This window comes from Undibacterium sp. TJN25 (genome assembly GCF_049339885.1).
GTDB lineage: Bacteria > Pseudomonadota > Gammaproteobacteria > Burkholderiales > Burkholderiaceae_D > Undibacterium.
On sequence record NZ_JBMPPM010000002.1, the window covers coordinates 403,836 to 421,851 of the forward strand.

Annotated in this window: 21 protein-coding genes; 9 read left to right on the forward strand and 12 right to left on the reverse strand. The window is 57.2% G+C overall.

The features are described from left to right. Positions 1-1,284, forward strand: a complete 1,284-nt coding sequence (locus tag ACO0LO_RS05500) for a DUF3443 domain-containing protein (RefSeq protein WP_422963198.1) — start codon at positions 1-3, stop codon at positions 1,282-1,284. A gap of 60 nt (positions 1,285-1,344) precedes the next feature. Here ACO0LO_RS05500 and ACO0LO_RS05505 read toward each other — a convergent pair whose 3' ends face one another. Further along, positions 1,345-1,983 (reverse strand): TetR/AcrR family transcriptional regulator, encoded by a 639-nt coding sequence (locus ACO0LO_RS05505; protein ID WP_422963199.1) that lies wholly within the window; start codon positions 1,981-1,983, stop codon positions 1,345-1,347. A 93-nt stretch (positions 1,984-2,076) separates the two neighbouring features. On the opposite strand from ACO0LO_RS05505, the gene ACO0LO_RS05510 reads away from it, so the two are divergent. Together ACO0LO_RS05510 and ACO0LO_RS05515 are read left to right on the forward strand one after the other, a co-directional pair. Continuing rightward, a complete protein-coding gene (locus ACO0LO_RS05510) occupies positions 2,077-2,655 on the forward strand; it encodes a hydrolase (protein WP_422963200.1) in 579 nt (192 codons plus the stop codon). A 30-nt stretch (positions 2,656-2,685) separates the two neighbouring features. Beyond that, positions 2,686-3,138: a GNAT family N-acetyltransferase gene (locus ACO0LO_RS05515; protein ID WP_422963201.1), complete on the forward strand. Its 453-nt coding sequence runs from the start codon at positions 2,686-2,688 to the stop codon at positions 3,136-3,138. Positions 3,139-3,175: 37 nt separating this feature from the next. Here the strand turns inward: ACO0LO_RS05515 and ACO0LO_RS05520 are convergent, their stop codons facing one another. Then, the gene (locus ACO0LO_RS05520) at positions 3,176-3,799 is read right to left on the reverse strand and encodes an SAM-dependent methyltransferase (RefSeq protein WP_422963202.1); all 624 of its coding nucleotides are present in this window, start codon (positions 3,797-3,799) and stop codon (positions 3,176-3,178) included. Positions 3,800-3,815: 16 nt separating this feature from the next. Between ACO0LO_RS05520 and ACO0LO_RS05525 the strand changes: the two genes are divergently transcribed. Next, positions 3,816-4,235 carry a hypothetical protein gene (locus tag ACO0LO_RS05525; RefSeq protein ID WP_422963203.1) on the forward strand — a complete coding sequence of 140 codons (420 nt, stop codon included), beginning with the start codon at positions 3,816-3,818 and terminating at the stop codon, positions 4,233-4,235. Between the two features lie 154 nt (positions 4,236-4,389). Beyond that, a complete protein-coding gene (locus tag ACO0LO_RS05530) occupies positions 4,390-4,989 on the forward strand; it encodes a hypothetical protein (RefSeq protein WP_422963204.1) in 600 nt (199 codons plus the stop codon). A 57-nt stretch (positions 4,990-5,046) separates the two neighbouring features. Here the strand turns inward: ACO0LO_RS05530 and ACO0LO_RS05535 are convergent, their stop codons facing one another. Then, entirely contained in the window at positions 5,047-5,712 is a 666-nt protein-coding gene (locus ACO0LO_RS05535; RefSeq protein WP_422963205.1) for a DsbA family oxidoreductase, read from the reverse strand. A gap of 188 nt (positions 5,713-5,900) precedes the next feature. Next, positions 5,901-7,331 (reverse strand): D-alanyl-D-alanine carboxypeptidase/D-alanyl-D-alanine endopeptidase, encoded by a 1,431-nt coding sequence (gene dacB / locus ACO0LO_RS05540; RefSeq protein WP_422963206.1) that lies wholly within the window; start codon positions 7,329-7,331, stop codon positions 5,901-5,903. A gap of 252 nt (positions 7,332-7,583) precedes the next feature. Between dacB and ACO0LO_RS05545 the strand changes: the two genes are divergently transcribed. Then, entirely contained in the window at positions 7,584-7,850 is a 267-nt protein-coding gene (locus tag ACO0LO_RS05545; RefSeq protein WP_422963207.1) for a hypothetical protein, read from the forward strand. A gap of 64 nt (positions 7,851-7,914) precedes the next feature. On the opposite strand, the gene ACO0LO_RS05550 is transcribed toward ACO0LO_RS05545, so the two are convergent. After that, the gene (locus tag ACO0LO_RS05550; protein ID WP_422963208.1) at positions 7,915-8,463 is read right to left on the reverse strand and encodes a carboxymuconolactone decarboxylase family protein; all 549 of its coding nucleotides are present in this window, start codon (positions 8,461-8,463) and stop codon (positions 7,915-7,917) included. Between the two features lie 216 nt (positions 8,464-8,679). Here ACO0LO_RS05550 and ACO0LO_RS05555 point away from each other — a divergent pair, with 216 nt between their 5' ends. Then, on the forward strand, positions 8,680-9,600 hold the full coding sequence (locus tag ACO0LO_RS05555; RefSeq protein WP_422963209.1) for a LysR family transcriptional regulator: 921 nt from the start codon (positions 8,680-8,682) through the stop codon (positions 9,598-9,600). A 38-nt stretch (positions 9,601-9,638) separates the two neighbouring features. Here ACO0LO_RS05555 and ACO0LO_RS05560 read toward each other — a convergent pair whose 3' ends face one another. The 4 genes from ACO0LO_RS05560 to ACO0LO_RS05575 form a co-directional block, all read right to left on the reverse strand. Then, positions 9,639-10,823, reverse strand: coding sequence for a cytochrome-c peroxidase (locus ACO0LO_RS05560; protein WP_422963210.1), 1,185 nt, complete (start codon positions 10,821-10,823; stop codon positions 9,639-9,641). Between the two features lie 101 nt (positions 10,824-10,924). Continuing rightward, the gene (locus ACO0LO_RS05565) at positions 10,925-12,379 is read right to left on the reverse strand and encodes a metallophosphoesterase family protein (protein WP_422963211.1); all 1,455 of its coding nucleotides are present in this window, start codon (positions 12,377-12,379) and stop codon (positions 10,925-10,927) included. A gap of 204 nt (positions 12,380-12,583) precedes the next feature. Continuing rightward, complete coding sequence (locus ACO0LO_RS05570; RefSeq protein ID WP_422963212.1) at positions 12,584-13,078, reverse strand: pyridoxamine 5'-phosphate oxidase family protein; 495 nt, start codon at positions 13,076-13,078, stop codon at positions 12,584-12,586. Between the two features lie 89 nt (positions 13,079-13,167). Beyond that, positions 13,168-14,295, reverse strand: a complete 1,128-nt coding sequence (locus ACO0LO_RS05575; RefSeq protein ID WP_422963213.1) for a hypothetical protein — start codon at positions 14,293-14,295, stop codon at positions 13,168-13,170. A 1,061-nt stretch (positions 14,296-15,356) separates the two neighbouring features. Here ACO0LO_RS05575 and ACO0LO_RS05580 point away from each other — a divergent pair. Beyond that, entirely contained in the window at positions 15,357-15,773 is a 417-nt protein-coding gene (locus ACO0LO_RS05580) for a hypothetical protein (RefSeq protein WP_422963214.1), read from the forward strand. Between the two features lie 69 nt (positions 15,774-15,842). On the opposite strand, the gene ACO0LO_RS05585 is transcribed toward ACO0LO_RS05580, so the two are convergent. Then, entirely contained in the window at positions 15,843-16,217 is a 375-nt protein-coding gene (locus tag ACO0LO_RS05585) for a DUF4440 domain-containing protein (RefSeq protein ID WP_422963215.1), read from the reverse strand. A 107-nt stretch (positions 16,218-16,324) separates the two neighbouring features. After that, a complete protein-coding gene (locus ACO0LO_RS05590) occupies positions 16,325-16,675 on the reverse strand; it encodes a S24 family peptidase (RefSeq protein WP_422963216.1) in 351 nt (116 codons plus the stop codon). Positions 16,676-16,897: 222 nt separating this feature from the next. Between ACO0LO_RS05590 and ACO0LO_RS05595 the strand changes: the two genes are divergently transcribed. Further along, positions 16,898-17,290, forward strand: coding sequence for an OsmC family protein (locus ACO0LO_RS05595; protein ID WP_422963217.1), 393 nt, complete (start codon positions 16,898-16,900; stop codon positions 17,288-17,290). A 48-nt stretch (positions 17,291-17,338) separates the two neighbouring features. Here the strand turns inward: ACO0LO_RS05595 and ACO0LO_RS05600 are convergent, their stop codons facing one another. Beyond that, positions 17,339-17,788: a FlxA-like family protein gene (locus tag ACO0LO_RS05600; protein WP_422963218.1), complete on the reverse strand. Its 450-nt coding sequence runs from the start codon at positions 17,786-17,788 to the stop codon at positions 17,339-17,341. Between the last annotated feature and the right edge of the window lie 228 nt (positions 17,789-18,016).

Sequence of the window (18,016 nt, forward strand, 5' to 3'; positions counted from 1 at the left end):
ATGAGATCTTTTGCCAGCCTACCGCAACAATTGAAGCACTTCCTGGTTTCCCGTTTATCCAGGGGCGCGGGCATTACCGGCGCTCTTGCTGTCGCCTCCTGCCTCGCATTGACGGCATGCGGCGGGGGCGGCGGTTCCGCTGCCACCACGCCGACTACCCCAACGACGCCGGTAACGCCTGTCACGCCGACCATCGTCAATTCGATACCCATGACCGTCGATGCCGGCCCGGCTGGTGATGGCAGCGTCATCAACCAGCCTTATGTCAGCGTGACGATCTGCACGCCCGGCACGACAAGCTGCCAGACCATCGACCATATCCTGGTGGATACCGGTTCTTACGGCCTGCGCATCATCGCTCCCGGTATCTTGAGTTCTTCGCTGAGCCTGCCGTCGGCAACGACATCTGCCGGCGCAACCATCGGCGAGTGCGTCAAATTCACCAGCGGCTATACCTGGGGATCCGTGAAAAAGGCAGACGTGCAGCTTGGCGGTGAAATCGCGTCCAACCTGCCGATCAATATTATCGGCGATACGTCATTTGCCACCGTGCCGGCAGCCTGCCGCAATGCCGCCAACGCGAACCTGGGCACGGTTGCCAGCCTGGGTGCCAACGGCATCCTCGGCGTCGGCGTCTTCAAGGAGGATTGCGGTACGGCTTGTGCGAGCCAGGCCAGGTCCGATGCCTATTATTCCTGCAGCGGCTCTGCCTGCACCGCCATTACCCTGCCCATCGCGCAGCAGGTTTCCAACCCTGTGGCTTCATTCCCGCAGGATAATAACGGGGTGGTGCTGGTATTGCCGTCCGTGCCGGCAGGCGGCGTTTCCACGCTGACGGGTTCGCTGATCTTCGGCATAGGCACGCAGTCGAATAATGCGTTTGCGTCGGAAATCGTCTACACAACCAACAATATCGGCAATTTCACGACCTTGTATAAAGGCCGTACGCTGACAACCTCTTATCTGGATAGCGGTTCCAACGGCTACTTCTTTGCGGATTCTTCTATCGCCCAGTGTTCGTCTTCGGTCGGCTTCTATTGCCCGCCATCGACGCAGAGCCTGAGCGCGGTCAACACCGGGGCGAATGGCACATCGGGCACCGTCAACTTCTCGGTAGAAAATGTGGATGCGCTATCACCCTCCGTCTCTGCAGCATCGATAGCGGGATCATCGGACAGCACTACCTTCGATTGGGGCCTGCCGTTCTTCTTCGGCCGCCGCGTGTTTGTGGCCATCGAAAATGCCAATACGCCGAAAGGTGTCGGTCCTTACTGGGCTTATTGATCCGGCGGGCGTTGCAGCCTTGATGGCGCAACGCCCGGTTTCCGAAGGTGGATCGTAAAACTAGTCGCTCAGCCTGAGCGTCAGGTAAGTCGTCACCACCGTCTTGAATTCCTGCACCAGCAATTTGCGCTCCGCGGCCTTGCTCTGTGCATATAGCGGATTGAGCCCCTTCACCAGTTGTAGCGTCACATTGGCGATCAGGTAGGCCTGCTCCGCGCTTAGCCCCGGTTTTTTTTGCTGGAAGATATGCGCGAAATGCTCGCGCAGGCGTGTCCTGGCATCGGCATTGCGCTGGTAGTTCAGTGGCGCGCTCAGTAGCGGGATATAGGCCGGCCGGCTGGCCATGAACTCCACCATCAGGTCGAACAGGCGGCTGACCAGCTGTTCCAGCGTCAGCTGCTGCGCAGCTTCATCCAGCGCCGCCCAACCCTGCGCCATTTCTTCTCCATACTGTTCGCGCAGCGCACGTGCGATTTCCTCCTTGTTGCGGAAGTACTGGTATAACGCGCCTATTGATGAGCCCGCGCGCTCTGCAATGGCCGTCATCGTGGCAGCTTCATAGCCGGTTTCTGCGATCAGCTCCGCGGCAGCTTCCAGCATGCCGGCCAGCCGGTCTTCGCTGCGTGCCTGGCGCGGCGTGCGCCTGCCGGCTGATTTTGCGGTGGCGGGGGTATCTGGTTTTTTTGTATGTGAGGGCATCCTCAGATTATACGTTATAATAATGTGAGGTTGGCCTCATGTAACGGCGGGCAACTTACTGTAACGAATTCTATGAAGCGAAATGGAGCGAATATGAGCAGTCTGGCGATAGAAGCGGCAAGCACGGCATTAGTCCTGGTGGACCTGCAGCACGGCATCGTAGCGCGGGAGCTGGCGCCGCATACCGGCGCGCAGGTCGTCAGCCGGTCGGCGCAGCTGGCGCAGGCATTCCGCGCGCGCGGCGGCACGGTTGTTTATGTCAGGGTGCTGGTGGACGAGATACTGAAGCTGCCGGTAGATACACCGACCTACCGCCCGCTTGGCGCACCGCCTTTGCCTGCAAATGCCTGTGAGCTCGTGCCCGAAGCAGGCGTGCAGCCCGGTGACGTGCTGATCGTCAAAAAACAATGGGGCGCTTTCTATGGGACCGACCTGGAGCAGCAACTGCGCCGCCGCGGCATACGTGCACTTGTCATGGCGGGCATCGCCACCAATTTCGGTATCGAATCTACCGCCCGGCAGGCGTATGACCAGGGTTTTGAACTGATTTTCGCCGAAGATGCGATGAGCACGATGGCCAGGGAGCTGCACGATTTCAGCGTGCAAAATATCTTCCCTAAAATGGGCCGCGTACGCAGCACGGAGCAAGTGCTGCAGGCGCTGGATCAATAACGCGGCAGCGCAGAAAACAGGAGAATAGCCATGGAATTCAGGAAGGCGCGGCAGCAGGACTTGCCTGCACTGGTGGCCCTGCTGGCGGACGATGCCCTGGGCGCGCAGCGTGAAGACGCATCGCTACCGCTGAATGCTGCTTATTCAGGCGCATTCAGCGCTATAGACAGCGACCCCAACAACGAATTGACGGTGGCGGAGGAGGGCGGCGAAATCGTGGGTATGATGCAGCTGACCTTCATTCCTTACCTGACGCACAAGGGAAGCTGGCGCTGCCTTATTGAAGGAGTGCGCATCCACAGCGGCTACCGCGGGCAGGGGCTGGGAAATACGTTTTTTCAATGGGCGATACAGCGCGCCTGGGACAGGCATTGCACGCTGGTGCAGCTGACATCGGACAAGCAGCGCCCGGGTGCCATCCGCTTTTACGAAAACCTGGGTTTCCGCGCGACGCATGAGGGACTGAAGCTGCAGCTTGGCTGACCGGACCAATGCCGGATTGCAGTGGCTGCTGCAGCGTTTAGCCGGCTTTTGACTTGTGCCCAGTCTTTAAGTCAACGATGTAGCGCTGGCCTTTTTCAATAAGCAGGGTTTCGTCCGGCGGCTCGTCACCGGCCAGTGCGCCTTCGACGACAGGCAAGCCTTCGCCCTTGCGCATCAGTTCATCGGCGCGCTCATAGACGTTCGCGCAGCCGGTTTCCGCGATCAGGCTTTGCACGATGGGTACTTTCCACGCATCGACGCCGGCGGCATTGAACTGGCAGATCAGGTAACCCTGCTTGCCGCCATGCCAGTCCACCAGCAGGCCGGGCAGGCCATTGGCTTCGCCGGTGATCAGCGCAATGTGGTCGCCCTTGGCGCCAGCCTGTGCGGCGACCGCAGCCTTGACCCTGCGCTTGACCAGCGCATGGTCCACCGCCTCATTCTGGTCGAAACTCCAGACGCGGGCGCGGATCTGCGATTTGGGGCTGTAAGCCGCGCGCGCCAGGAACTGGCCGGAAGAAGATTGCACCAGCGCCGTAGCGCCGGGCTTGTTCCTCTCTTCATGCTTGCCATCGACTTTTTCCACCGCGGACGCATAGATCCATGGCTGTTTGTCCAGCAGGCTTTTTTCCTTGCCTTGTTTGATGGTGATGATCAGCATGCGGACTCCGAAGGGTATGGGTAAGGATTTGTGGGGAGGGCGGATTATAGTGCTTTCCGCGAGAAAAGGCTTTAAACCGCGGAACACGCTGCGCGCGCAGTTTCTTGCATGTCCGCCGGGCAGTGCTTATATTGCTGCCTGCCTTCACGCAGTTTGTATTATCCTGTGCCTGTTCCAGCTGCGGTTTCCCGCAGCTTTCATTACCGATTCGGAGTTCATTATGCGCTTTTTGCGTCCGCTGTTAGTAGCCGGCCTGTTGTTCAGTGTGTTAAGTGCCTGCGGCAAGAAAGAAGAGAAGCCCCCTGTCAATTTCCTGGAGGGGCAGCAAAAATCGCTGCAGAAGGCCAGGAATGTCGAGCAGGATGTGCAAAAGGCTGCTGATGCCCAGCGCCAGCAGATCGACAAGGAGACCGGCGCCAGCAAGGCTGCCGAATAAGGCGGCGTCAGGGCAGCCATAAACAGTCAAGCCGGTTTGTCAAAACATGTCAATTTGTAATGTTTTGTAAATCCCTTCCCTTTCCAGTGCAAATTTTTGTTTAATGAGTGGAGTATTTATTCTTTTAGCCCATTTTGACGAAACGCCAACCACAATGAATTCAAAGGAAGTCCATTTTCACCATCGCAGGCTGCTGCTGTCGGCAGTGGCTGCGGCCGGGCTGGTGCTGGCCGGCTGCGCCGCACCGCAGCGTTCCCAGCATATAGACAGGGTCGCGACGGTAGCCATGCCGCCCCCGCCTGCGCCGCTGGTGGAAGCCATCTCGCCCGCGCCCTATGTGGACGCCTACTGGATCGCCGGCCACTGGATCTGGGACAAGGATGAATATGTGTGGAGCAACGGCCATTGGGAGCAATCCCGTCCGGACATGGTGTACCAGCAGGCCTACTGGAGTAGCGAACATGGCGGCTGGGTCTTTCACAAAGGCCGCTGGGTACAGCTAATCACGGAACCCAAGGCCGTGCCTGTCGTGGTGACGGTTGCGCCTCCCGTGCAGCGCGTCGAGCTACTGACGGCGGCGCCGGGTCCCAATTTTTTCTGGATTGGCGGTTACTGGCGCTGGGCGGGTGGCCAGCATAGCTGGGTAGCAGGCCATTGGGAAGCGCGCCGGCCAGGCTATTTTTGGGTGCCGGGTCATTGGGGTCACGCCGGTAATGCATGGAGATTTTCCGGCGGCTACTGGCAGCGTTATTGAATTTTTAAGAATGTAAAAACAGCCGGCAAGTGATTTTACTTGCCGGCTGTTTTTCTTTTAGTTGCCTGCCGCGATCTGGCGCAGCGCCCGTTCAAACACTTCCGGCGGCTGGCCGCCTGAAATCAGGTGTTTGTTGTTGATAATGACTGCCGGCACCGAGTGAATGCCGCTGTTCAGGTAGAACTGTTCTTGCAGGCGCACGTCTTCCGCATATTCATCGGAGGACAGGATCTGCTGAGCCCGCGCCTTGTCCAGTCCTGCCTGCTCCGCCAGCGCCAGCAGCACCTCATGCGAACTCGGGTCCTGGCCGTTGGTGAAGTAGGCGTCAAACAAGGCCGTTTTCAGCGCATATTGCTTGCCTTCCAGTTCTGCCCAGTGCAGCAGGCGGTGGGCGTCGAAGGTATTGTAGATACGCCCGCGCTTGTCCATGCTGAAAGTAAAGCCCAATGCCGCGCCCCGCGCGCGAATTGCTTCGCGGTTGCTAGCACTTTGCTCCGGCGTGGCGCCGTATTTTTCGGCAATATGCTCGGTGATGTCCTGGCCTTCGCTGCCCATGTTGGGGTTCAGTTCAAACGGCTGGAAGTGGATATCGGTCTTGATGTCGCCGCCGATACGGTCTATCGCCTGTTCCAGGGATTTCAGGCCGATGATGCACCAGGGGCAGGAAACGTCTGAAACAAAATCGATCTTCAGTGTGCCTGGCTGGGTAGAGGTGAGGGTCATTTGCTTGCCGCCTAAGGTTGGTGGCGCTACTGGACCAGTATTGAGGGCAGTATTGAATTTTTTTCAATACGCCCCAGCGCCGTGGGGATGATTTCCATATATAGGCGCTATACGAATTTTTTCAATGTTTATCCGCAGGCAACAGGAAAAAAACCGCATTGCCCTGTTTTTACGCTGCGGATTGCCGGTCATGGATCTTTTTTTATCGTCTGCTGCGCCAGCTTGGTCGCACCCTCCGCGCCGCCGTTGGCAACCCATACCAGCAACTCATCCAGCACGATACGTCCCTTGGATACATCGTCATTATTGATCATGGCGACCACGATCCAGTTTTCATCATAGCTGTCGCGCACATAGCCGGCCACAGCCACAGTGTTTTTTAGCGTGCCGGTCTTGATCCTGGCGCGCCCTTCGGCTGCAGTGCCTTTCAGCCGCCTGCGCATGGTGCCGTCCACGGCGACAATAGGCATGCTGCTGGCATACTCCGCAAACCAGTTGCTGTGTTCCGCCACTTTCAGCAGGGCGGCCATTTGCGCGGGGCTGATGCGTTCCAGCCGCGACAGGCCCGAGCCGTTTTCCAGCACCATGCCGTTCGGGTCTATGCCATGCTTGTTGAACCAGCCTATGATCTTGTCATTGGCCGCCTGCAGCGTGCTTTGGTAATTGCCCGTTTTGGCCTGTTCCGCACCCAGCGTCAGGTACAGCATGCGCGCCATCATATTGTCGGAGCGTTTGTTGACGATGCGGATGTTGTCGGCCAGGGTTTCCGACTGTCGCTCCACCAGCAGTTTGGCGCCGGCCGGCGTCAGGCCGTCGCGCACACTGCCGTTCCATGTGCCGCCGATTTCGCGCCACAGCGCCTGTATCACCCGTTCTATATACAGGTTGCGGTCCAGCGTGTTCAGTTCCGTTGCCGCTTTGCAGTTGCGGGGGAAGCTGCCGCTGAGGACGATGCTGATGGATTTGTTACGCACGATTTCGGCGGCAGGCGCCTTCCATCCTGCTTCCCACGCCGCGCAGTCGCGGTCGTCCAGCGATAAATGGTCTTCTATGGCTACCTTGTTCATCGGCGGCGACGTGCGCACGGTGATCTTGTCGGCAGAGGACTCCAGACTGAAGCTGATCAGGTTGCTGTGCACCATCAGCGCGTCGGGGATGACGTTGTAATACGCGTCTGGAGTGTCATCGAAAGGAGGCACGTTGATGTCGAAGCGGCCGGGCTGGAAAAAGCTGCGGTCCAGCACGATGTCGCCGCCTATCTTCTTGATACCCTGGTCGCGCAGCTTGCGCAGCATCAGCTCCAGTTTGTCCCAGCTCAGGTTAGGGTCGCCGCCGCCGCGCAGGTACAAGGTGCCGCGCAGCGTGTCATTCTTGATGCTGCCGTCGCTGAGCAGCGCGGTTTTCCAGCGGTAGGTGGGGCCGAGTTCATCCAGCGCAACCATCGTGGTCACCAGTTTCATCGTGGAAGCGGGACTCATTGGGCGGTCTGCAAAACTGGCCAGCGTAGGCGCCGTGGTATTGCCGACCGGCGCCACCCATACGCTCAATGCCTGCGCAGGCAGGTTAGCCTTGACCAGCGCTTCGCTGACATTGGCAGGCAACAGACTTTGCGCCTGCAAGGCTGGGGCTGCACATAGGAAAAAGGCCAAACTGATCAATCTGCGCATAGTGGTCCGGGTCGAGATGAAGGTGGAAGCTGTAATGAGGCAAAAACGGCAAGCTCCCAGTGTAAAGCAGTGTGGCATGTAGTGGGGTATCCACATGCGGCATGGCAACTGATTTTTTATGCGGACCGCATAATTTCAGGTTATGCTTGAAATGGGAGTTCGCCCCATGTCCGGGGCAAGCAGGCTTATCCATTGGAGGCTGGCATGCATACCGCCGTTGTGCTGTTCTTCAGCGTCATCCTGCTGGGTGTATGCCATATCCTTGCGCGCAAGCTGGCCGCCACCAGCGCCAGCGCGACCAGGCTGGCCACGCTGATGTTTCTTCCTTTGTGGCTGGTGACCGCCGGCTGCAATATGTGGATGGGGGTGGCGGGCGCCGGCTATACGGTGGCCGAAGAGCTGTCGATGTTTGCGCTGGTATTCAGCGTGCCGGCGGCGCTGGCACTATTCATACGCTGGAAGCTGGCCTAGCCGCATTGAAGAGGAGCAGCGCAAAACCTGGCCCAGGTTTTACGCATATCCGTTGCGGGCAAGATCAGTTGTTGTTCAAAGCAGCGGCTGCCGGGAAATCCACTTCGGTCTGCGCCACTTCATTGACATAGTTTGTCAGCGTATTGAGCGCTACATGCAGCACGATTTCCAGAATTTCTCCCGCGCTAAAGCCGGCGGACCGCACCGCTTGCAGGTCGCTATCCGCAATGTGGCCGCGCGCACCGGCTACTTTAAGCGCAAACCGTACCGCTGCATCTGCTTTAGGGTCATTCGAGCTTCCGTTGCGATTGGCGAGGATCTCGGCATCGTCCAGCTTGGCCAGGTTGCTGCCGAGGTAGGTATGCGCGGCCAGGCAATAGCCGCAGGCATTGAACTCCGCAACTGCCAACGCAATGCGTTCTCCGGTTTTGGAGCCGATGCTGCCTTTCCCCAGCGCTCCATTAAGGCTGAGGTAACCCTCCAGCGCAGCCGGGCTGTTGCCCAGCAGTTTCATCATGTTGGGCACGACACCCAGTTGTTTATGGACGGCAGCCAGCAATGGTTGCGATGCGGCAGGAGTTTGTTCTGCGGAAGGGATGGCGATGCGGTTCATGGTATTCCTTTAACAAAATGACGATTGGGTGTAATTCAATGCTTTGCGATGAACAGCCTCTTTCGCGAAGCGCATGCAACTTGTCCGCCAGTCTTTCTGTCGTGTACTGCGGATTCCATCACTATAGATAGTTCCTGTAAAATTAAGAATAATCAAAATGAGTAATTCATTGTTTCTCTAATTGGAATTGTGAGCATGTAAGGAGGAGGCCAGCAGATGGACCGGTTTCATTTAATGAGCGTCTTTGTCGCCGTGGCGGAGGAAGAAAGTTTTGCCGGTGCGGCGCGCAGGCTGTCGATGTCGCCGCCTGCGGTAACGCGCGCTATCGCGATACTGGAAGAACGCCTGGGTGTGAAGCTGCTGAACCGCACCACCCGCTACGTGCGCGCCACTGATGCGGGACTGCGCTACCTGGAGAGCGCACGCCGCCTGATTGCCGATGCCGACGAGGCGGACGATGCGGTTGCCGGCATCAATGCAGAGCCGCGCGGCTCGCTGGCGATCACCGCGCCTGTGCTGTTTGGCCGCATGTACGTGACGCCCAGCATCGTTGCCTATTTGCGTGCGTATCCTGACATGGCGGTGTCTGCCGTGTTCCTGGATCGCGTCGTCAATTTGCTGGAAGAGGGGATGGACGTCGGCGTGCGCATAGGCGAATTGCCGGATTCATCCATGCGGGCGATCAAGGTCGGCCATGTACGGCGGGTGGTGTGCGCTACGCCGGAATATCTGCAGCAACATGGTACGCCTGCTACGCCGCAGGAACTGGGCAAGCATGCGATCATCGCCGCGGCTGCCGTATCGCCATCGCTGGAATGGCGGTTCGGTATCGGCAGGGACGGCGGAAAGCCCGGCGGCAATGTGAGCACGGTTAAAGTGATGCCTCGCCTGACCGTCACCAATAACGATGCCGCCATTGAGGCTGCGCTGGAAGGCTTCGGCCTGACGCGGCTGCTGTCCTACCAGGTGGCGCCACACCTGGCTTCAGGCCGGCTGGTGACGGTGCTGGATGACCACGAGCCGGCCCGGCTGCCCATCCATATCCTGCACCGCGAAGGGCGGCAGGTATCGGCCAAGGTGCGCAGTTTCGTTGACCTTCTGGCGCAAACGTTGCGTGCCGATCCGGCATTGCGTTAAAGCAGCCTGCACACGGCGCACAGGTATGCCTAGCAGGCTTATTTTCTCTGTGCCGCCGCAGCGGCATAAGGGGCATCTGTCAGTGCCTTCAGGAAGGCGACGATGTCGTCGATCTCTTCGTCATTCAACGCCGGCCTGCTGCCTTCGCGGCGGTTATAGGGAATGGAGTTGACATTGACGTTGACCCGGTACTTTTCAGGCACGTCATCAAACTTCACCCCGGGTGTGTACCAGTCGCCGGGTTTGGTGGCACGCGTCGCATAAAAGCGCACTACGTCGCGCAAGGAATCGAACACGCCGTTGTGCATATAGTGGCTGCGCACTGCGACATTGCGCAGGCTGGGGGTCTTGAAGTAGGCGCACCATTGCCCGGGATCCTGCCATGCCAGTGTCCGCGCGGTTTCGCACAGGCCCTTGTCGTAGTGGCCGGGCATACGGTTGGCCGGAATCTTGCCGTTGCGCGGAACGGCAATGGCGTCGTAGCCGAAATCCGTAAACAAGGAACGGGCAGGGTTGCTGGATGTATCGTTGAACTTGTGGCAGGACGCGCAGTTGCCCTTGTCCGGATTCTTGAACAGCTGCAAGCCTTTCAGCTCGGCGCTGCCGAGGCTGGCCTTGCCACGCAGGTGCTCATCGTACCTGGAGCTGAATGGACTCATGTCTTCGCTGCGCAGGAAAGCTTCCAGCGCGCTGCCGGCCGCCGCGGTTGCCTGTTCCGGGTGCGCAAAGATACGGCGGCCAAAATGTGCCCGCATGGCGGCGCCATACGCCTGTTCCAGTTTGCCAGCGACGTGCCGCGCGCTGCCGTTGTTCATTTCCATGGGGTTCAGCAGCGGCCCCATGGCCTGCTCAGCCAGTGTATTGGCGCGGCCGTCGGCAAAGAAGCCGCCGAACGGGGCCGGCTGCAATGCATCGTCGTCCTGGTAAAAAAAACGCGGCGGCGTATAACGCAGATACAGCAAAGACGGCGTATTGCGCACGCCCATGCTGTCGGGTTTGCTGCCCAGCGGCACGCCCAGGCCGGAGCCGTGGTCGCCCGAGAACGCTTGCGCGGGTATATGGCAGGCTGCGCAGCTGGTGCCCCGGGGTTCAGACAGCCTGGGATCGAAAAACAGCTTGCGACCCAGTGCAGCCAGCGTGGGGTCGGCAGGCGCAACCGCCAGCGGATCAGGCATGGCTTGCAACAGTGGCGTGGGTGTTGAGGAGCCTGCCGGGTTTGCCATGGCAGGCTGACAGGCCATAAATACAAGGCCGGCGGCAAATCCGCAGTTCAGGCCTGCAGCAATGCCGCGCAGCAGCATCATAAAGACCCGGAGCCGCTGCATCAGTCCGGCAACAGGAAGCCGGTTTTGTCGCAGCTTATCTTGCTGCCTTTTTGCAGGCAGGTTGTCATCAGCGCGCCTTTGCTGGTGTAGGCTTTGTAAGCCCAGCCGCTGCTTTGCCTGTCCATGACCATGAAACCGAAGCTGCTGGTGTGCGAAATGCTGTCTATCAATGCACCCGGCGCCGGCGACGCATGGTCCGGCATGGGGTCAGGGAAATTCAGGTCCAGGTTGTCGCCGCCGTTGCCTGAAACGAAAGTGGCGGGATGGTCCGACGTGAAGCTGATGGCCTGGAAATCATGCACGTGGCCGTGCAGCGCCGTCGTCACCCCGGCCGGATAGTACGCTGTGGGCGTTACCGTTTGCATGACCGACAGCAGCGCCTGGTTGCCAGGCGCCAGCACCGAACCTGCCAGCGGCGCAAACGCCAGTATGGGATGATGGTCGGTAAAGATGCTGTTGATGCCCGGCCTGGCTGCCAGCTGCGTTGCTTTCAGAAACTGCGCCTGGTATTTTTTGAACTGCGGATCTGTGGCCGCCAATGCCGATCTACCGGCCTTGCTGGAGTCGAATACGATAATCTGCGTATCGGAGCCTAGTGCCACCGCATACGGGTCGGAAAAATTGCCCAGGCCGTCGTTGGCCGGATCGTCGCAACTGCGCTTGCTGTCATAGTCCTGCGTATCCAGGAAGCGAAACCAGCCCTGGCCGGCACGCCCGCATTCCTCGTGGTTGCCGCGCACGACTATCCATGGCGCGGCCGCCAGCAGGGCGGCTGCCGGTGTGAACAGATCGGCTTCCCACACATCCCAGCCATAACCCCATGGGCTGCCCTGGCAGCCACCGATATCCGGGGGGCAGGCATTTTCCCGGTAATGGTAGTCCCCTATATGCAGCACCAGGTCGGGCTGCATCGCGGCGGCGGTTTCAGCTATCGTCGCCAGCGGCCATGCATCGCTGTCGGAGCAGGCTTGCCAGGCGTTGTCCGCTCTTTTCATGCGGCAACCCGTGTCGGCAAGAATGACAATCCGTTGCGGCGAAGCTTTTGGCAACGGCAGGCGGCGGGAGCCTATGGATGCTGCGGTCGCTTTGGCCGGCAGCTTGTATTCGCAGCTTGCCACCGGAAACGCCGATGGTTTGGAGTCTTCCGGCGCGCTGGCGGTAGGGCGTAGCGCACTGGTGGACGGGCCGCTGCGCAAGGCCATTGCCTGTACCGTGCCGTCTACCCTGATTGCAGGGCAGGTATCCGCAGCAACGATTGCGCGCGCAATGGCCTGGCTGTCTGCCCCCAGCTCTACCCATGCGGCTTTCAGGCCGGCATCGTTAGCAGCGTCGCGGTTTTGCGCCATACCGCGCGGGCAGGCGAGCATTGCAGCGCACGCCAGCAAAGCGAAGATGGCGGCGACGGGTAGCTGGATGCAGCGGCGGCCGGAGCGCAAAGTGGCGAATGTGATCATCTGTGGGAGGAAGGGAATGAGAAGTCGGCGGAATGGGTATTTTCCGGCTTCGCAAAATTATAAGCAAATGTTGTTACATTGCCGTTACCCCGGGACAGAATAGCAGGCGGCCGGCAGGGTTGCGGTGGAGGATGCCGAGGAGGATATAGTGGAGGGAAGGGCAGGCGTCGCAAGCTTGCTGCCGCGACGCCGGGTTTCAACAAATTAACGGCTGATTTTGCCGTGCTCGCCTATGTCTTTCGGCTGCTCGCCGACGATGGCGGCCTTGATCATCGAGAAAAGCTGCATCATTTTGCTGGAATCTGAATCCCAGTATTCGGCAGCGTGCACATGGACCTTGATCAGCGCAACCTCCGGATCGTCTTTACCTTTTGGAAACCAGGCGGCAACCAGCGGATTCCATAGCTGTTCGATTTTCTGCCTGTCGCCGGATACTGAAGCATGGCCCGACACAGACAGATACAGACTCTTGCCCGGATCAGAAAAGGCCACGTTGACATGTGTATGCTGCGCCAGTTGCTGCGCTACCGCGGAATGGTCGGAACTGAAGAACCACAGATAACCTTCTTCATCCAGCTGCTGACTGGTCATCGGACGGCTGAACAGGTAATTGGACCCATCCATCGTGGTCAGCATGCCTACCTTGACCTGGTCTATTTTACTTTTCAGTTTGCTGAAATCTTCGGTGGTGAATGTCATGATGTGCCCCTTTTTGTCGCTATAAGAGCGATTAGGGTAGGGCCAAAGCCATCCGGCCTCTGTACGTTGACCAACAGACCGGCAGGTGCCTACTTTACCAGCGCATCCTTGGGGAACAGGTCGGGTCGGCTGGTGGATGTTTCCAGGATGGGGTTGAAGCTGGGGCCGGAATCCGGTTTTTGCTTGCAGTTGCTGACACTGGACAGCGATCCTGACAGCGGTATTTTGTACGCCACCTGTATGCCCGTATCGTTGACGCCATCGTCGCGCGTGCGGCTGACGCTGAGGTTCCAGTTGTTGCGCTCTATGCCCAGGTTCATGCGGTCGTAATTATCGCTGCTGCGGTAACGGCCCTGCAGCTGCGTGCAATTGTCGATGTTATGGGAATACTTGAAGCGGCTGGACATCAGGTTTTCCCTATCGGTGGCATCGTCGCCGACATAATAATTCAGGCGGCCGCGTTCGCGCCGCCATTCCAGCCGGCTATCGGCAGTGGGATGCAGGCCGAGGTTGAAAACGACGCTGGTCTTTTTGCCCAGCGCAGGCGTGTCCAGATACATGCTTTCTGTATCGCCCATGTCGGTGCCGGTGTTGGCGTTGGTATTGGCCGCAGGCCGTAGCGCATTGGATTTGCCGTTTGCTTCCACGACATAGGAGGTGAGGCCGATGTCGGAGATCAGGCTGTCCTTGGACCAGTATTTCTTGACATCCACCAGATAGCTGTTTTGCAGCAAGGCGTTATAGCCGTTGCTGCTGGACTCGGACACATAGTCGCTATTTGGCCGCAACTGGCCGCCGGAAACGGTAAAGCGCAGGTTGGGGCGGGGCGCATAGACGCCGTTGACCAGCACTTCGGACGATTCTCGCTGGTGCGTGACGCGGCCGCCGGCGGCAAGCTCATCCGTCAGGCGCAGGCCGTAATCAAAGATGAACATGGGATTGCTGCTTTTGTATTCATCTATGCTGGCGCGCCATTTTTGCTGCAGGCTGTCATAGTTCAGCGACACGCTCTTTTCACGCAGGTCGGTGTGGCCTGGTGCCGCAGCGTTGTCGCCGGGCAGTTCTGGCAGGGTCTTGCTGATGTCGGGCTGAGTGGGAGGCACCGACTCTTCGGCGGTTGCACCTGGGGCCGTTGCGAAAGCGCCCAGCAGTATTAGCACGGCAATTGCACGCTGGCGGTGTTCAGCAGATTTTTTCCTTGCGATAGGGGAGCTCATCAAAAAAATTCAGTCATCACGGCCTTATTGTACTGGCCGCGTTTTTCAATATCGTGACGCATAAGCAAAGCGGGTGGCGGACGGCATTTGCGCTGCTCTTGTGCCGTTTGGACGGGAAAGGCTGGAAATAGTTCAGCAGGCACACGTAAAAACGTCTTCCCGCCTGTACGGGTTTTCAAGCGTCCCTATGATACAGGTAGCTGCATGTACCGCCAATGGCTGATCATTGTTTGCTGCAAGCGCAAATGCCGCATGCATGGTGGATATGCCAGCAGCAGAGGGGATGCCGGAGGTTTTAGTGCTACCGTATTTTTACTATGTTGCATCGCACAATGGATGGGAGTATAGTTGTACCTGTCTCCTCCAAGCCTCCTAAGGGATTGGAATTAGCCCGCTACCGCAAGGTATGCGGGTTTTTTTTTGCCCCGAGGAATGATTTTAATTAAAGTTTTGCTTGAAAGTAACCGTAATTTATAAGACGATTCTGACAGCTTGGTAAGGGAAAGTCCGATGTTCAGGATGGCATTTCTTGCCCTGACAATGTTTAGGCGGAGAGATAAAGTGGAATAACCCTTAGCCATATGCCGGCAAGCTTTCCCGCAAATGTCCTGGATATCCTGTAGGATGACAGAGAGAGTTCGCAGGGTGGCTCAAAGGACCCTGAGAGAAGTTCCAGCTTTCCAATAGATGTCGATATTGGTATAAACCATTCTTTAGAATTGGACATTTGTCAAAAAATGTCGTATTACATGTAATAAGTGTATCAAATGTAAGAATTAGCTTGTAATTATGCTTCTTATCGGTAACATTAATAATTGTTTATATGAGTAATATCGATATAAGCAGGCGAGCTGGTAGAGTGCTTGTTACAAAAGTAAATATAAATGAAAAAAGTACAATCTTGTCCTATTATTAAATTAAGAAAATTAATGGCGACGGATTGCAAATAACGATAATAACTTTACGAGCGAAAAATATGAGCTTTCTTTTGAATCAGTCGTGGTGTTTTGCTGAAACCTGCAGCTTGGAATTGATCAGAAACTCTGGACGGTGAAGGGGTAATGAATATGTTTGGCTTCCAATCTCAAAAAACGAACGTAGGCACCCTGCTGTCGGAAGAAAGAGAAATCCTGAATTGCGGTTTGAATTCAGTGCTGCAGTCGGGAGACGATAGCGCAACCATCATCCAGCAGGTGCTGGCCCGCAAATACCCCGACCTGATCCGCGAAGAATTAGATGTGTATAGCCGCATCTGCAAGTCTGCCGTCAAATTCGGCCATGATCTGGTGAACTCCGTTCCCCACAGTGAAAGAGCGGCGCTGATGCCGATCTGGCAGGCAGGCACGCTGGCAGAATTTCCGTGGCTGAGCGACGCCAGCCTGGAGCTTTTGCTGACACGCGATGTTTATCATTCTGAAAACGATACCTTGCCAGACCTGACTGCCAATTCCATTCCGGGATACGGCCTTACTCTGTAAGTGGCTCAAGCCATAAAGCAAAACGCCCGCTAATGCGGGCGTTTTGCTTTATGGCTTGAGATTGGGCTGTTAAGCCGCCATAGGCAATCCTTGTTGGAAGACAAGCTTCCAGTGATGTCCTGAGCGTCTCCAGATCGAATTGCGCAAGCTGTTGCTGATCTCTCCCGACACCGGGTTGACGGTTCTCAAGTGGAAGCTCATTTGCGCCAGACCTGGTATCAGTTCCCTCAGTTTGAAGTCGGCCGGCACGAATTCCAGTAGCGGCAGGTTGGGTGGGCGGCACAGGATTTCCGATTTGCGGAACATCCGGCCGCTGGAGCCGAATTCAACAAAGCTTTCGTCAATCAACTGGTCCAGCGCTAGCGCGTTGGCACGAACTTCTGCCTGCAGCAAGCTTTGCTCCAAGGCTGTCAGTGTAGTGAGAAGCTTGTGCCGGGTATTCACGATGCCGCCTTTAGGAGATGAGGGAAGTGCTGAATTGAATGTAAATGATTATAAGCAATAATTGAAAAATTGTTTGGGTCTATGCGCGCTGCGCCTGGCTTAGATCGTCAGCCGCCTTGCCGGTAAACGAATTCTCCGAACAGTTTGATGCCGGCCAGTTCATCGGGAGCAAATCGTTGGTCCGGATAGGCTTCCTTGTCTGGATTACGCCCCTCCAGCAGCCAGCAGCCATCTGCCTCTATCCATAATTGCCGCACTTGCAGGCGGCCATGAAGTTCAATCGCAAATATCTTTCCATTGCGCGGTATGGTCTTCGAGATGTCAAAAATCATGATGTCGCCATTGACGATAAAATCTGCCATCGCATCATCCTCGGCATAGATGGCATCCGCGTTTTCCGGCGTGATCTTGAATTTGGTGAAAAAAGTCGGTTCTTTGATGAGATGACTGATGGCCATGGGAATCTCTAAAAGTACAATGCGGGCAGACGATGCATCCATTGTAGTGCATTATGGAAATGTTGGTAGATTGCAAAGGCTAATCTATCTGCCACATTGATAATCCGGGCGAGCTCCTGACGCTGGTAGGAATACCGGTGATTTTTAGGTACCATGCTCATTGTCTGGCGCATAACATTCGCCAATACAAATAATACAATTAAACGATTTTGGGAGCGGGACATGGAAATAAAGATAAGCAAAGGTGAGGGCAAACTGCAGCATGTCATCGACATCGGCCGGCACAGGCTGCTGACGGATGTCTCTGAAGCCCTGGGCGGAGAGGATTCTGGACCCGAGCCGCATGACCTGCTGGCGGCTGCGCTGGGCGCGTGTACCGCGCTAACGGTGACGATGTATGCAAAGCGCAAGCTGATGGATCTGCAAGATATTGATGTGCGCATAGAACATGCGCAACAGGAGGGCGTTTATGTTTTCACACGCAGGATACGATACGTGGGAAACCTGAGCGAAGCAGAGCAGGCAAGGCTGACCGAGATTGCAGGAAAATGCCCTGTGCACAAAACCTTGATGGGGCAGATGCGCATCGATACCGAGACTGTCAATAGTTTTTAATGCACGCCGCTCCCGGCCCGACGCCGAGGGCCTGGCTGGAAGTGCGTTTCAGGCGTAGAAATCGAGGAAACCGCCTACGGTCAGGCTGGCTGAACCCGGCCTGGGTGTGCCGCTGGCAGTGTTTTGAGTTTGCGCGGCGCTGGACGCAGCAGCAGCGGTAGCGGTAGCGGCAACGGTGCCCGTGCTTTCGTTCACCTTATTATTTACCTGGCTGGCGGCATGGTCTTTAAGTTTGCCCGTGCTGCCGGCGGACTGGTTCGTAGAGTCGCTGGCCTTGGCATTGCCGACCTTGTCTATGCGGCTTTTCAGGTCGCTGATCTTGCTGGAGATATCGTCGATCTGGGTTTTACCCTCTGGCGTTTTTGCCGATGCGCAGTTGACGCAGTCCGACAGCTCTTTCTGGTAGCGGTCCAATTGCGCTTGCAATGCTGCACTGGCTGAGCCGCTGCTGGCGGCACTCGTGGCAGCTGCTGTGTCCGGCGCGATAGCTTGTACCATGATATTTTCCTTTTTTATATGCACTGATGCTGCGGTCCGCCTGATTGTTTCTGGCGGAATCCAGCTTGAGCTGCCATGCCTGGCCGCCAGCCTGGAGCGCATTCATTCCTGCGAGCAGGCAGCTTTGGCTTTGATGATTCCATTTCGTCGGCCTTGCGGGGGAAAACTTACACAGGTCTGGAAATAAATTTCAGATTGACGCGACCTGGAAGTACGCCTGCGCGTATT

Excerpts from the sequence above, each read along its gene's own strand:
- ACO0LO_RS05500 (WP_422963198.1), top strand. The coding sequence starts at position 1 with ATGAGATCTTTTGCCAGCCTACCGCAACAATTGAAGCACTTCCTGGTT.
- ACO0LO_RS05505 (WP_422963199.1), bottom strand. The coding sequence starts at position 1,983 with ATGCCCTCACATACAAAAAAACCAGATACCCCCGCCACCGCAAAATCA.
- ACO0LO_RS05510 (WP_422963200.1), top strand. The coding sequence starts at position 2,077 with ATGAGCAGTCTGGCGATAGAAGCGGCAAGCACGGCATTAGTCCTGGTG.
- ACO0LO_RS05515 (WP_422963201.1), top strand. The coding sequence starts at position 2,686 with ATGGAATTCAGGAAGGCGCGGCAGCAGGACTTGCCTGCACTGGTGGCC.
- ACO0LO_RS05520 (WP_422963202.1), bottom strand. The coding sequence starts at position 3,799 with ATGCTGATCATCACCATCAAACAAGGCAAGGAAAAAAGCCTGCTGGAC.
- ACO0LO_RS05525 (WP_422963203.1), top strand. The coding sequence starts at position 3,816 with ATGGGTAAGGATTTGTGGGGAGGGCGGATTATAGTGCTTTCCGCGAGA.
- ACO0LO_RS05530 (WP_422963204.1), top strand. The coding sequence starts at position 4,390 with ATGAATTCAAAGGAAGTCCATTTTCACCATCGCAGGCTGCTGCTGTCG.
- ACO0LO_RS05535 (WP_422963205.1), bottom strand. The coding sequence starts at position 5,712 with ATGACCCTCACCTCTACCCAGCCAGGCACACTGAAGATCGATTTTGTT.
- ACO0LO_RS05545 (WP_422963207.1), top strand. The coding sequence starts at position 7,584 with ATGCATACCGCCGTTGTGCTGTTCTTCAGCGTCATCCTGCTGGGTGTA.
- ACO0LO_RS05550 (WP_422963208.1), bottom strand. The coding sequence starts at position 8,463 with ATGAACCGCATCGCCATCCCTTCCGCAGAACAAACTCCTGCCGCATCG.
- ACO0LO_RS05555 (WP_422963209.1), top strand. The coding sequence starts at position 8,680 with ATGGACCGGTTTCATTTAATGAGCGTCTTTGTCGCCGTGGCGGAGGAA.
- ACO0LO_RS05560 (WP_422963210.1), bottom strand. The coding sequence starts at position 10,823 with ATGGCAAACCCGGCAGGCTCCTCAACACCCACGCCACTGTTGCAAGCC.
- ACO0LO_RS05565 (WP_422963211.1), bottom strand. The coding sequence starts at position 12,379 with ATGATCACATTCGCCACTTTGCGCTCCGGCCGCCGCTGCATCCAGCTA.
- ACO0LO_RS05570 (WP_422963212.1), bottom strand. The coding sequence starts at position 13,078 with ATGACATTCACCACCGAAGATTTCAGCAAACTGAAAAGTAAAATAGAC.
- ACO0LO_RS05575 (WP_422963213.1), bottom strand. The coding sequence starts at position 14,295 with ATGAGCTCCCCTATCGCAAGGAAAAAATCTGCTGAACACCGCCAGCGT.
- ACO0LO_RS05580 (WP_422963214.1), top strand. The coding sequence starts at position 15,357 with ATGAATATGTTTGGCTTCCAATCTCAAAAAACGAACGTAGGCACCCTG.
- ACO0LO_RS05590 (WP_422963216.1), bottom strand. The coding sequence starts at position 16,675 with ATGGCCATCAGTCATCTCATCAAAGAACCGACTTTTTTCACCAAATTC.
- ACO0LO_RS05595 (WP_422963217.1), top strand. The coding sequence starts at position 16,898 with ATGGAAATAAAGATAAGCAAAGGTGAGGGCAAACTGCAGCATGTCATC.
- ACO0LO_RS05600 (WP_422963218.1), bottom strand. The coding sequence starts at position 17,788 with ATGGTACAAGCTATCGCGCCGGACACAGCAGCTGCCACGAGTGCCGCC.